14 protein-coding genes are annotated in these 12576 nt (G+C 67.8%); all 14 read left to right on the top strand.

The window, feature by feature from the left end:
* Window position 1 precedes the first annotated feature (1 nt).
* Window positions 2-1858: a flagellar basal-body MS-ring/collar protein FliF gene (fliF, locus tag NZL82_RS04435; protein ID WP_261268553.1), complete on the top strand. Its 1857-nt coding sequence runs from the start codon at window positions 2-4 to the stop codon at window positions 1856-1858.
* Window positions 1855-2883, top strand: coding sequence for a flagellar motor switch protein FliG (fliG, locus tag NZL82_RS04430; RefSeq protein ID WP_261268552.1), 1029 nt, complete (start codon window positions 1855-1857; stop codon window positions 2881-2883). The genes fliF and fliG overlap by 4 nt, the downstream gene beginning before the upstream one ends.
* Window positions 2876-3700 (top strand): flagellar assembly protein FliH, encoded by an 825-nt coding sequence (locus NZL82_RS04425; RefSeq protein WP_261268551.1) that lies wholly within the window; start codon window positions 2876-2878, stop codon window positions 3698-3700. Before fliG ends, NZL82_RS04425 begins: the two co-directional genes overlap by 8 nt.
* Window positions 3694-5031, top strand: coding sequence for a FliI/YscN family ATPase (locus NZL82_RS04420; protein WP_261268550.1), 1338 nt, complete (start codon window positions 3694-3696; stop codon window positions 5029-5031). The genes NZL82_RS04425 and NZL82_RS04420 overlap by 7 nt, the downstream gene beginning before the upstream one ends.
* Before the next feature lie 10 nt (window positions 5032-5041).
* On the top strand, window positions 5042-5482 hold the full coding sequence (locus NZL82_RS04415; protein WP_261268549.1) for a hypothetical protein: 441 nt from the start codon (window positions 5042-5044) through the stop codon (window positions 5480-5482).
* 13 nt (window positions 5483-5495) lie between these two features.
* On the top strand, window positions 5496-6929 hold the full coding sequence (locus tag NZL82_RS04410; protein WP_261268548.1) for a flagellar hook-length control protein FliK: 1434 nt from the start codon (window positions 5496-5498) through the stop codon (window positions 6927-6929).
* An 11-nt stretch (window positions 6930-6940) separates the two neighbouring features.
* Window positions 6941-7645, top strand: a complete 705-nt coding sequence (fliL, locus tag NZL82_RS04405) for a flagellar basal body-associated protein FliL (protein ID WP_261268547.1) — start codon at window positions 6941-6943, stop codon at window positions 7643-7645.
* A 3-nt stretch (window positions 7646-7648) separates the two neighbouring features.
* Entirely contained in the window at window positions 7649-8629 is a 981-nt protein-coding gene (locus NZL82_RS04400) for a flagellar motor switch protein FliM (RefSeq protein WP_261268546.1), read from the top strand.
* Window positions 8626-8916 carry a flagellar motor switch protein FliN gene (gene fliN / locus NZL82_RS04395; RefSeq protein WP_007406148.1) on the top strand — a complete coding sequence of 97 codons (291 nt, stop codon included), beginning with the start codon at window positions 8626-8628 and terminating at the stop codon, window positions 8914-8916. The genes NZL82_RS04400 and fliN overlap by 4 nt, the downstream gene beginning before the upstream one ends.
* 8 nt (window positions 8917-8924) lie before the next feature.
* Window positions 8925-9278, top strand: a complete 354-nt coding sequence (locus NZL82_RS04390) for a flagellar biosynthetic protein FliO (protein ID WP_261268545.1) — start codon at window positions 8925-8927, stop codon at window positions 9276-9278.
* Window positions 9275-10168 carry a flagellar type III secretion system pore protein FliP gene (fliP, locus tag NZL82_RS04385; RefSeq protein ID WP_261268544.1) on the top strand — a complete coding sequence of 298 codons (894 nt, stop codon included), beginning with the start codon at window positions 9275-9277 and terminating at the stop codon, window positions 10166-10168. The genes NZL82_RS04390 and fliP overlap by 4 nt, the downstream gene beginning before the upstream one ends.
* Window positions 10169-10314: 146 nt before the next feature.
* The gene (fliQ, locus tag NZL82_RS04380; protein ID WP_261268543.1) at window positions 10315-10584 is read left to right on the top strand and encodes a flagellar biosynthesis protein FliQ; all 270 of its coding nucleotides are present in this window, start codon (window positions 10315-10317) and stop codon (window positions 10582-10584) included.
* 1 nt (window position 10585) lies between these two features.
* A complete protein-coding gene (gene fliR / locus NZL82_RS04375; RefSeq protein WP_261268542.1) occupies window positions 10586-11359 on the top strand; it encodes a flagellar biosynthetic protein FliR in 774 nt (257 codons plus the stop codon).
* A complete protein-coding gene (locus NZL82_RS04370) occupies window positions 11359-12486 on the top strand; it encodes a flagellar biosynthesis protein FlhB (RefSeq protein WP_261268541.1) in 1128 nt (375 codons plus the stop codon). The genes fliR and NZL82_RS04370 overlap by 1 nt, the downstream gene beginning before the upstream one ends.
* Window positions 12487-12576: the final 90 nt, after the last annotated feature.

The following is a 12576-nucleotide window of genomic DNA, read 5'->3' as shown; positions in this document are numbered from 1 at the left end:
GATGAGCACTGCCCTCACCCCCGCATCGACCAATCCCGCACCGGCCTTGCCGCCGTTGCCGGAAAAGTTCGCCAACCCGCTTCGCCAGATCAAGTCGGTGATGGCGCAGCCCGCCGTCCGCCGGTCCGCGCCGATGGCGCTGCTGATCGGACTGATCGCCGCCGCCGCGCTTGCCTGGATGGCGCTGTCCAGCCCGCCGCAAAAAACGCTGTTCGAGAATCTCTCGGACGCGGACAAGCAGGCGGTGACGACCGCGCTGTCCGCCGCGAACATCAAGAGCAAGATCAACGACGGCACCGGCGCGCTGACCGTCAACGAAGAGGATTATTCGCGGGCACGGATGCTGCTGGCGGGCCAGGGGCTCCCGAAGCAGGCGCCTGGCGGCTATGCGATCCTCGACCAGTTGCCGATGGGCGTCAGCCGCGCGGTGGAGGGCGAACGGCTTCGCCAAGCCCGCGAAAGCGAACTGGCCCGCTCGATCGAGGAGATCGACGCGGTGGCCGAGGCGCGCGTCCACCTCGCCATGCCGGAGGCTTCGGTCTTCGTGCGCGACCATGCCTCGCCGTCTGCCTCGGTGGTGCTCAAGCTCAATGCCGGACGCTCGCTGTCCGACGCGCAGGTCCAGTCGATCGTCAACCTCGTCGCCTCGTCGGTGCCGGGGATGAAGCCCGAGGATGTGACCGTCGTCGACCAGATGGGCGGCCTGTTGTCCAAGAAGGGTGCCGACGGCGCGAATGGCGACGATCGCCGCATCGATTTCCAGCGTCGCCTGGAAGAGAAATACCGCACCCAGCTCGTCCAGCTGCTGACCCCGCTGGTCGGCGCGGGCAATTTCACCGCGGAGGTGCAGGCCGAGGTCAATCTGGACGAAACCAGCGCGACCCGCGAAACCTATGACAAGGAAGGCGTGCTGCGCGCCGAAACCGGCAACTGGACCGGCAACCAGAAGGATCCGACCACTCCGGGCGGCATTCCGGGTGCGCTGTCCAACACCCCGCCGCCCGCCAGCACCCTGCAACAGCCGCAGCCGGCAACGGGTGCGCCGGGCACCCCGCCCGCCGACCAGAAGCCGGTCGCCGGTGGTCCGGGCGTGAACCCCGAAAAACAGTCCGACAGCTTCCAGCGCGCCTATGACCTGGGCAAGGAAGTCTCGGTCACCCGCGCCGCGCCGGGTTCGATCAAGCGGCTGACCGTCGCGGTCCTGCTGCGCGATCCCGCCACGGGCAAGCGCAGCCAGATGGAGATCGGCCAGATTTCCGATCTGGTGAAGTCGACCGTCGGCTTCGATCAGCAGCGCAACGACAATGTCACCGTCATCAGCCGCAAGTTCGCCGACGCGTCCATGGAGAGCAAGCCCGCCTGGTACGACAATAGCTGGCTGCCCATCGTCGCCCGCAACGCGACCGCGCTGATCATCGCGCTGCTCGTCCTGCTGCTGGGCGTGCGCCCGCTGCTGAAGGCGATCACGAAGAAGAAGGACGAGGACGCCGCCACCAAGGCGTTGCCCATGGGGGCTGCCGATGGCGCGAAGTCGAGCCAGTCCGGCCAGCCGGGGCAGATCGTGACCGGCCCCGACGGCACGCCCATGATCATCGGCCTGGACGGCGTGGCCGTGCCGATCGACGCGACCGTGCTGTCCGCACTGGCCGCCGCCGGGATCAGCGTGACCCAGGCCAACCCCGCGCTCGGTTCCAGCGATCAGATCGCGGTGAACCCGACCGTGACGCTGGACGAGATCGAATCCTCGACCGTGCTCGACGAACGGATCGGCAAGGTACGCGGCTTTACCCGCGACAATCCGGCCCGCGCCGCGCTCGCCATCCGTGACATGATCCGCACCCCGGAGGCTGCGGCGTGACGACTGCGACGGAATCCCCCCGCGCCTATTCGGGGGTGGAACGCGCGGCGATGCTGATGATGCTGGTCGGCGAGGAAGAAGCCGCCGCCATCCTTCAAAAGCTGGACCCGGATGAGGTGCGCGAACTGGGCAAGGCGATGTATTCCATCGCCGATGTCAGCGAGGACGATGTCGGTGCGGTGCTCGACAATTTCGTCGGCTGCGCACGCGCGCGGACCTCGATCGCGTTCGAGCCCAAGCCACTCGTCGAAAATCTAATGAACCGCGCGCTCGGCCCCGAACGCGCCGACAGCGTGTTGTCGCGCATCGTGCCCCCCGAGGCGCAGTGCGAGATCGAGATGCTCGACTGGCTCGACGCCGCCGACATCGCCAAGATCGTCGAGAAGGAACATCCGCAGATCGGGGCGGTCCTGATCGCCAATTGCGATCCGGCGGTGGCGGGCCAGGTGCTCGAACTGCTGCCCGACGTGATGCAGCCCGACATTCTCCACCGCGTCGCGCGGCTGGGACCGGTGACGCCGCAGGCGATCGAGTCGCTGAACGCGATCCTGTCGCGTCGGGCGAGCGGCGGCAATGGCGGCAGCGGCACGAGCAACGGCCTGACCATGGGCGGTTCGCGCGAAGCGGCCAAGATCCTGTCGAGTGCGCGCAAGTCAACCGAGCAGCGGGTCATGCCCAAGCTGTTCAAGATCGACCGCGACGTCGCCAAACAGATCGAGGAGGCCCTGTTCATCTTCGAGAATCTGCTGGAGATGGACGACAAGAATCTGGGCGCGCTCATCCGCAACGTCGACGGCGAAGTGCTTATCCGCTCGCTCAAGGGCGCGGACGAGGCCGCGCGCGAACGCTTCCTGGGCTGTATGTCGGCGCGGGCGGCGGCGGGTATCCGCGACGAGATCGACTCGCGCGGCCCGATGAAGCTGACCGAAGTGCTGGAAGCGCAGAAGGCGATGATCGCCGTGGCCCGCAACCTGGCCAAGGAAGGGACGATCATGATGGGCGGCGGGGAGGACGATTATGTCTGATTTCGTCGCCGGCTTCTCCGCGCGGCAAAACGCCGCCGCCGCCGCGCTGCAACAGGCGTTCGCCCCGCCGGGCGCCTTTGCCCGGTCGGACCTGTCGGGCATGGCCATGGCGCCGGGAACGGGGGTCGGGGTGGGATTCGACATGGGCGCCGATCCGGTGTCCTTCCGGCCCCGCTCGCCCATGCCCGGTGGCGATGCGCCCCGCGATCCCGATATGCAGGCGCGGCCCCGCCACTTCCATCCGGCCAACCCCTCCCAGGACCCGACCCAGGGCTGGGACCCGTTCGCCGCGTGCGAGGAAAGTGCCGAACCCGCCGCCGACCCGATCGCCGCAGCGCGCGCCGCCGGCCATGCCGAAGGCTATGCCCAGGGTGTCGAGGATGCGACCCGCGAGTTCCAGGCGCTGACCGAGGCGCAGTCCCGCGACGAGCAGTTGATCGGCGGCATCTCGCACGCGCTCTCCTCGCGGATCGACCGCGACATGATGGCCAACCAGTTGCGTCATACCGTGATGGCGCTCGTCACCCGTCTGGTGGGCGAGACCGGCATCGACGCCGACCGGTTGACCAGCCGGATCGAGGGCGCGATCGACCTGCTGGCCGAGGCGCATGAATCGGCGATGTTGCGCGTTCATCCCGATGATGTCGCCGCGCTCGAGGGGCGGCTGCCGCAGACGATCTTCCCGGTCGGCGATCCGACCGTCGAACGGGGCGGCTTCGTGCTGGAAAGCGCCTCCACCATCGTAGAGGACGGACCGCGCCTGTGGCTGGATCAGCTGGCGGCGGTCATCGACAAGGTGCCGGTCCCTTCATGCTGAGCCGCTTCACCGCCGATTATCTCGAAACGCTCGCCCAGGCCGATTTCGCGCCGCGCGCGACCGTGTCGGGGCGGCTATCCTCCTATGACGGCCTGTTGATGGAGGCGGTCGGCCTGTCCTTGCCGGTCGGCACCGTTTGCGCGATCGGCGATGCGGCGAGCGAGCGGGTGGAGGCCGAGGTGATCGGTTTCCGCAACGGCCGCACGCTGCTGATGAATCTGGGGGGCCCGGCGGCCCTTCTCCCCCGTGCGCCCGTCCGCCCGCTCGGTCCTCCGGGCGAGGCGGAGGTCGGGGCGGCGATGCTGGGCCGCGTGGTCGATGGATCGGGCAAGCCGATCGACGGCTTGGGCCCCATTCGCGGTGCGGGCCGCTGGCCGCTGGCGGGCAAGATGCAGTCGCCGCTCGATCGCGGTCGGGTGCGCGAGCCGCTCGACGTCGGGGTCCGGGCGATCAACGGGCTGCTGACCATCGGTCAGGGGCAGCGCGTCGGCATCATGGCGGGATCGGGCGTCGGCAAGTCGGTGCTGCTGGGCATGATGGTCCGCGCCGCCCGCGCCGATGTCATCGTCATCGGCCTGATCGGCGAGCGCAGCCGCGAGGTCGCCGACTTTCTGGAAACCAAGGTCGCGGGCGAGGCGCGCGCGCGCTCGGTCGTCGTCGCGGTGCCCGCCAATCACTCGCCGGTGCTGCGTATCCGCGGCGCGCTTCGCGCCACCGCCATTGCCGAGGCCTTCCGGGCCGAGGGCAAGAAGGTGCTGCTCATCATGGATTCGCTGACCCGCGTCGCCCATGCCGGTCGCGAGATCGGACTGGCGCTGGGCGAGCCGGCCTCGGCGCGCGGGTATCCGCCGTCGGCCATTGCGATGCTGCCCAATCTGATCGAGCGCGCGGGGGCAGACGCCCATGGCACGGGGTCGATCACCGCCATCTACACCGTGCTGGCGGATGGCGACGACGGCAACGACCCGGTCGTCGATTCGGCGCGTTCGATCCTGGACGGGCATATCGTGCTCAACCGCCATCTGGCCGAGCGCGGCGTCTATCCGGCGATCGACATCGGCCCCTCGGTCAGCCGCGTGATGACCGACATCGTCGGCAAGCCCCATGCCATGGCGGCACGGACGTTGCGTCGTCATCTGGCGACCTATGAGGAAAATCGCGACCTTGTGCTGATGGGCGCGTACCGTGCGGGCGCGGATCCGGCGATCGACGCCGCCATCGCCTGCCACCCGGCGGTGATGGAATATATCCGCCAGGATGCCGACGAGATCGTGCCGCTCGACCATGCGGTCGAGGAACTGGTCGGCGTGTTCGGCCAGCCTGGCGTCTGAAGGATAGGCCATGCCCAATCGGCAACAAGCGATGCTGAACCGGCTCCACCGGGTGCGCACGCTACAACTCAACCTGACCATGGCCGAGGAATCGCGGGCGCAGCAGCGCGTGACGACCGAGCGGCAGCTATCCGATCGCATCGCGCAACTGGTCGAGGCAGTGGCTCCGACGCCCACCCCGCCGACATCGGCGGCGGCGCTGATGGCGCGGGCACATTTCCGCCACCGCCTGAACGAGTCATCGGACGCCGCCGCCAGCCGTGTCGCCGCCGCCGAGCATCAGGCGAGCCGCGCCGCCGAGCAGACTCGCGAGGCCAAGCGCGACCAGACCGCGGTCGAAAAGCTGCTGGAACGCGCTCGCGCCGCCGCGATCCGCGCCGAAATGCGCGCGCTGGAGGATATGCCCGCCGCATCGCCGCGCCGCTCGCAAAACCGGCACGATCCTTGCTGACGGGTATCACGCCATGTCAGCCATCGCTTCATCCCTATCAGTAGATACCCCGCATCCCCGCCGCAACCTGTCCGCCAAGCCGCACGGTGCCGCGTCGGAAGGCGCCGGAAATCCCGGCAAATTCTCCGATCTCCTGGCGATAGGATTGCCGTCCGCCGACACGGGCCCGGTCTCGCTCGCGCCCAATGACGAGGATGCCGCACCGGACATCGGCGACAAGGCGGCAGCGGACTCCGGCAATGTCTTGCCGACCGGCATGCCGATCGCCTTGCCGGCCTTTGCGGAACTCATGGCACCGCCGATCCAGCCTGCGCCGACGCCCGTCAATCCGACGATAGCCGCGCCGACCATCGAAAGCACCGTCGCCAGTCCGGCCATCGTTGCGAAGGCGACGACCCCGGTTGCACGCTCACCAGACGGCATCACGACGGCTCCGGTTCCGCAGGATGGCAAAGCGCAAGGCCAGGAGGCCATTGCCTTGCCGACGCTCGCCGCATCCGCATCGAGCGCGATCGTCCTGCCCCCGCCATCCGGTTCCGATACGGCCGCCGCACCGCAACCGGCCGGCAGCCCCGCACCGGATAGCCGCGTCGTGCGCGCGGCTTCGAACGCGACGCTGGTTAAGCCGATCGATACCGCGATGCTCGACGCCTTGACCCGCGCCACTATTCCGGCCGCGGGGACAACGCCCCCGACACCGCAAGCCGCCGGCGGAGCGGGCTTTCGACTCGTCTTCGCCGAGCCCCGGGTCGAGCCGATCGTCACAACTCCCGCCGCTCCTGCCCTGCCCAGCGGTCCGCTGAGCGTGACGCAACCGGCGCAGGGCGCGGCGACGATCGGCCTGCTCGCGGGCGCGCTGCGCGGCCTATCGACCGCGCCCGAGGATCGCGACGACGCGACCGAACCCCTCGCCCCCGGCGTGACGGGGCAGGTCGATCCGATCGCGCTGGCCGGCACCGACGGGGCGCGGCCGGTGGTGGCGACGTCGGCCACCGCCGACCAGTCGCCGCTCGACATGACGCAGCAGCATTGGCCGCAGGCGATGATCGACCGGATCGACCGGATGCGCGAGGATGCCGCGACCGCCGACACCCGGATTCAGCTTTCCCCCGACGCGCTTGGCGGGATCGCCGTCGCCATCAGGCGCGACGACGACCGGACGCATATCCACTTCACCGCCGAGCAGTCCCATACCGCCACGATGCTGGCCGACGCGCATGCGACGCTGGCCCGGCTGGCCGAGGACAAGGGGTTGCGGCTGGGCAGCATGGCGGTGAATGCCGGCGCCTTCAGCGGTTCCGATCTGGGCCAGTCGGCGCGGGATCAGCGCCAGCCCACCCCAGCCGCCACCATTCCGGCACGGCCCCCCGCGCCCGATGCCGACCCATTCCGCGAAAGCGCGACGGGCATGCCCGCCGACGCCGCCGCTTCCACCCGAATCGCCTGAGGAACTGAGATATGAGCGACGCGAAAGACACGCCCGAAGCCGATGGTGCGGCCAAGAAGAAGAAGGGCAAACTCGGCAAGATCATCGTCATGGCCGCCGGGGTCGTCGTCCTGCTGGGCGGCGGCGTCGGGGCCGGGCTCTATGCCGCCAATTCCGGCCTGATCGGCGGCCATGAAGCTTCCGCCAAGGACAAGGCCGCAGCGGAAGAGGCCGAGGCCGACGCCAGCCATCCTGGCCCCAAGCTGGTCCCCAAGTCTGAGCAGAAGCGCGCCGGTGAAGGGGGCGAGGGCGGCGAAGGCGGTCATGGCGGCGGCGAAGGTGGCGGCGAGGGCGGCGAAGGCGGCGAGCACCATGAGAATGTCGGCATGAAGACGCCGGTCGGCGACGGTGGCGAACGCTATGCCAGCAATTACTACCAGATGCCCAAGGACTTCACGTCCAACATGCGCAACTCGGTCCACATCATCCAGGTCGGGCTGGCCGTATCGACCCCCTATGACGACACGGTCATCAACAATTTGAAGACCAACGACCTGGCGGTCCGTTCGGCGATCCTGATGACGCTGGGCGATGCCGATGAGGAAGCGGTCTTCTCCAGCGACGGCAAGCGCCAGCTGCAACGCAAGCTGGTCGACTCGATCAACGAGATTCTGCGGCAAAAGGAGGGATTCGGCGGCATCGCTAACGTCTACTTTACCAATTTCGTTGTTCAGTGAGGCATGGTTAACGCCGCCCCTCAGGCCGAACGACGCGAGCGCAATCGGGAACAGCCCGTCGCCGATCATGGCGTGCTGGGTTCGACGAACCTCAACCCGTTCGGCGATCTGCATACGATGCAGCATCTGTCCGCGCGCCTCGCGCGGACGCTGCGGGGGCTGTTCGAATCCCTTCTGCGCGAGGAACTGCGCTGCTGGGCGGAGCCGCTGGTCGTCCAGCGCTTCGCCGATTATCGCGCCGAGCGTGGCGACGGCCTGAGCGCCTGGCTGCCCATGGCGATGTCCTCGCCAAGCGGATCGCCTGCCGACGCACAGGCGCTGATCGTCATAGAGGGCGGCTTCGGCCTGTCGATGATCGACCTGTTCTTCGGCGGCACGGGCGCCGCGCCCGATACCCTTCCGGCCGAATTCTCGCCCGCCGCCGAGGTGATGATCTCGCAACTGGGCGACATGCTGGCCACGCCGCTGCGCAACGCCTGGGAATCGCTCGCCAAGCTGGACTTCCGCGCCGGTCGCCCCGAATCCTCGCCCGCGATGCTGTCGGGGATCGAGGGCGAGGATGCGATGATCGTGACCCGTTTCGGCATCGCCGGACAGACCCGCCGCCCGACCATGCTCGACATCCTCTATCCGGTCAGCGCGTTGAAGCCGCACGGCTCCGCCTTGACCGGCAAGGTCGTCGACCGGCAGGCGGAAGCCGATCCCACTTGGCGCGGCGACCTGACCCGCGCGGTGATGACGGTGCGCTTCCCGGTCCGCTCGGTCCTGGCCGAACCCGTCGTTTCGCTCAGCCGCCTGATGGACCTGAAGATCGGCGACGTGATCCCGATCAGTTTCGGACCGGAAGTGCCGGTGATGGTCGGCGGCGATCTGCTCGGCATGGGCACGGTCGGCACCGCCAATGGTCGCGCCGCCGTCCAGCTTACCTCCCTCAACCGGTCCATCGACGGACTGGCCCGCGCTCACGAAGGATTCGAACAATGAACGATATGGCCGGGGGCTTCCCCGTCGACACATCGGTCGCCGCCAATTTCCGGCTGCTTCAGGATGTCGACGTCAAGCTGACCGTCGAGATCGGATCGACCCAGTTGTCGCTGCGCGAGCTGCTGGCGCTGTCCGAATCGAGCGTGATCGAACTCGACCGTCAGGCCAACGAACTGCTCGACGTGCTGGTCAACGGCACGCTGATCGGACGCGGCGAGGTGGTGACGGTCGGCGACCGCTTCGGCGTGCGCATGACCGAGCTGGTCAATCCCGACAAGCGCGGCTGAACCACCCCATGCTCTGGTCCTATATCCTGAAGCTCGTCATCCTGCTGCCGCTCATCTGCGGCCTGATGATCGGCTGCCTCTATCTCTGGCGGCGGCTGGAAAGCCGGATGCCGGGCCGCCCCGCCACGCGGCTGATCCATGTGCGCGAGACGATGATGATCTCGCCCGGCCTGCGTCTGGCGGTCATCGAGTTCGAAGGGCGCAACCTGCTCGTCTCGGTCGGGCGCGGCGGCGTCCAGCTGGTCGACAAGGTGGAAGGGACCGCAGGGTCGCCGGGGACGCCCGCCCCGGTGCCGCCGACCCCGCCGCGCCGTCCCACCGATTTCGTCTCGCGCTTCGCGCCCAAGAAGTTCGATCAATGACCATCTCCGTGACCCGCCGGGGAACCGGCCCCGCGCTGATCCGGGCGCATGGCCGCGCCGCCAGTCCCGCCGGCCTGTCCGGGCGTAATCTGAAGCCGCTGTGGATCGTCCTGGCCCTGCTGCTCGCGCTGATGATCGCGATGCCCGCCTTCGCCCAAGCGGCCCCCGCCGCTCCGGCCGCCGCGCCCGCACCGGGGGTCGGCGATGCGGTCGACCGCGCGATCGGGCAGCTTGGCGGCGGCGGCAATGGCGGCTCGGGCTCGCTGAGCCTGTCGCTCCAGGTCCTGATCATCATGGGCCTGCTGACGATCCTGCCGGGCATCATCCTGATGATGACCAGCTTTACCCGGATCGTCATCGTGCTGGCCATCCTGCGCCAGGCGCTGGGCCTGCAACAGACGCCGCCCAACCAGGTGCTGATCGGCCTGTCGGTCTTTCTGTCGCTGTTCATCATGGCGCCGACGATCAGCCAGATCAACGCCAACGCGATCGAGCCCTATGCGCAGGGGCGTCTGCCCGGCACCGAGATGATCAAGGCCGCCGGTGCTCCGCTCCACGCCTTCATGGCCAAGCAGACGCGGATCAAGGACGTGACGATGTTCGCCGAAATGGCGAAGTCGGGCCCCTATGCCAGCCCCACCGACATTCCCTATTCGGTCCTGCTTCCTGCCTTCGTCACCTCAGAGCTGAAGACCGCGTTCCAGATCGGCTTCCTGATCTTCCTGCCCTTCATCGTCATCGATCTGGTCGTTGCGACCGTGCTGATGGCGCTGGGCATGATGATGCTGTCGCCGTCGATCATCTCGCTGCCGTTCAAGCTGTTGCTGTTCGTACTGGTCGATGGATGGGCGCTGACCATGGGCAGTCTGGCGAACAGTTTCGCGACGTGAGGACGGGGCAGGGGCTTCGACTTCGCTCAGCGGAATCGGCGGTCAGGACAGGCCTTCGTTAACCAATCTCGACCATATGATCCGTTCGGCCCGAGCGAAGTCGAAGGCCACGGGACACCCTTTCCCACGGAAAGCATGCGAGCATCATGGACGCCGATTATTTCCTGACGCTGGCCAACCAGACCATGTGGGTGCTGGCGCTCGCCGCCGCGCCGATCCTGTTGCCCGTGCTGGTCTCCGGCCTGGTAATCGGCATGGTGCAGGCGGCGACCTCGATCAACGAACAGACGCTGTCCTTCGTGCCCAAGCTGATCGTCGTCGCCTTTTCGATCCTGATCTTCGGCGGGCTGATCGTCGGGCTGCTGAGCGACTTCATGGTCAGCATGTTCGAGCGTATCCCGGATCTCGTGAAATAACATGCTCGGCTTCGGCCTCTCGATCGAGCCGCAAGCCTGGGCGATCCTGTTCATCATGATCCGGATCGGGGCGGCGTTCATCACCGCCCCCGTGTTCGGCGCGGTGTCGATCCCCCTGCCCGTGCGCGTCAGCCTGGCCGGGGCGATCGCCTTTCTGGTCAACTCGGCGCATCCGGTGGTGCCGCCGCCGGTCATCTTCTCGGTCCCCACCATCATGTCGGTCGTGGCAGAGGCGATCGTCGGCCTGGCGCTCGGCCTGATCCTGCAGGTCGCCTTCACCGCGCCGCTTGTCGCCAGCGAGCTGATCGGCGGGTCGATGGGGATCAACTTCGCCGCGACCGTCGATCCGCTCAACGGCCGCTCCACCCAGGCGCTGGGCCAGTTCTTCACGGTCATGCTGACCCTGTTGTTCCTGTCGGTCGACGGGCACCTCGTCCTGGTCGACACGATCGTGAAAAGCTATGAGGCGCTGCCGCCCGGACAGGCCTGGATGGCGCCGGCGCAGTTCCGCGCCATCGCGCTGTTCGGCGGCTATGCCTTTCTCGCCGGACTTCTGCTGGCGCTGCCGGTCGGGTTCCTGCTGCTCTGCCTCAACCTCGTCATGGGCATGATGAGCCGCGCCGCGCCCTCGCTCAACCTCTTCTCGGTGGGTCTGCCCGCCGCGCTGTTCGTCGGCGTCATCGCCATCGCGATCGCCTTCCCCGCCATGGGCGACTATATGCTCGTCATCATCCGCGAGGCACTGGCCGCCACCGAAACGCTGGTGTTCGGCTGATGTCGGAGGGCGGCGAAAAGACAGAAGCCCCAACCCAGAAGCGCCGCGACAAAGCGCGCGACGACGGGCAGATCCTGCGCAGCCGCGACCTGGCGGCCGCGCTCGTCATGATGGCGGGTATCGCCTGGCTGATCTTCGCAGGCCCCACGCTGCTGGGCGCGTGCAAGGCGGTGATGGCCGCCAGCTTCCAGTTCAGCCATGCCGATGTCGAGGATTTCGAACCCTTCCGCCCGTTGATGGAGGCGGGGTGGAGGCTGGCCCCCTCGCTCGCCTCGCTCTTCGCGGTGACCATCGTCGCCACCGTCGCGTCGCAGGCGGGGCTGGGTTCGCTCCACTTCAATCCCAAGGCGATCGCGCCCAAGCCGTCCAAGCTCAACCCGGCCTCGGGGCTGAAGCGCATCTTCGGGGTGCAGGGCTGGACCGAACTGGGCAAGTCGCTGCTCAAGGTCGTGCTGCTCGGCGCGATCGGCGCCTATATGCTGTGGAAATCGTCGCGCACCACCATGGGGCTGGCGCAGAGCGACCTGAACAGCGCGATCGGGTCACTGGGCGGCACCTTCATCTCGGTGTTGCTGGTCATGGGCATGGGGCTGGTGCTGATCGCGGGCTTCGACGTGCCGCTCCAGATCTTCCAGCTGCTCTCCAAGCTCAAGATGACCAAGCAGGAGGTCAAGGACGAGCATAAGGAAAGCGAGGGCAATCCCGAGGCCAAGGCGCATATCCGCGCCAAGCAGCGCGAAATGTCGCATCGCGCCGTGCGCGCGGCGGTGCAGGAGGCGCATGTCATCCTGACCAACCCGACCCATTTCGCGGTCGCGCTCCGCTACGAACGCGGGCAGGACGAGGTGCCGGTCGTCGTCGCCAAGGGGCGCGGCGCGACCGCGCTGGCGATCCGCGAGATGGCGGGCGAATATGCCAAGCCGGTGCTGGAATATCCGCAGCTCGCCCGCGCCGTCTATTATACCAGCCGCGAAGGACAGGAAGTCCGCGCCGATCTGTATCAGGCGATCGCCGTCGTGCTCGCCTTCGTCTTCGGCCTGAATGCAGGGGCGGGCGGCACGTCGCAGCCGCCGGTCGAGGTTCCGGTCGGCGCCCGCTTCGACGAAAACGGCATGCCCCAGCCGTGAACGCCACCATGAATCGCGCCGCCGCGATCGGCTGGTCGCATATCGTTAAATATTCCCGGCACCCCGCCGTTAAGGATGACGAACGCGTGC

It is taken from the genome of Sphingomonas sp. LC-1, from assembly GCF_025371035.1.
Classification (GTDB): domain Bacteria; phylum Pseudomonadota; class Alphaproteobacteria; order Sphingomonadales; family Sphingomonadaceae; genus Sphingomonas; species Sphingomonas sanguinis_E.
The sequence above is the reverse complement of the archived record's forward strand: the minus strand, read 5'-3'. Positions and strand labels throughout refer to the sequence as shown.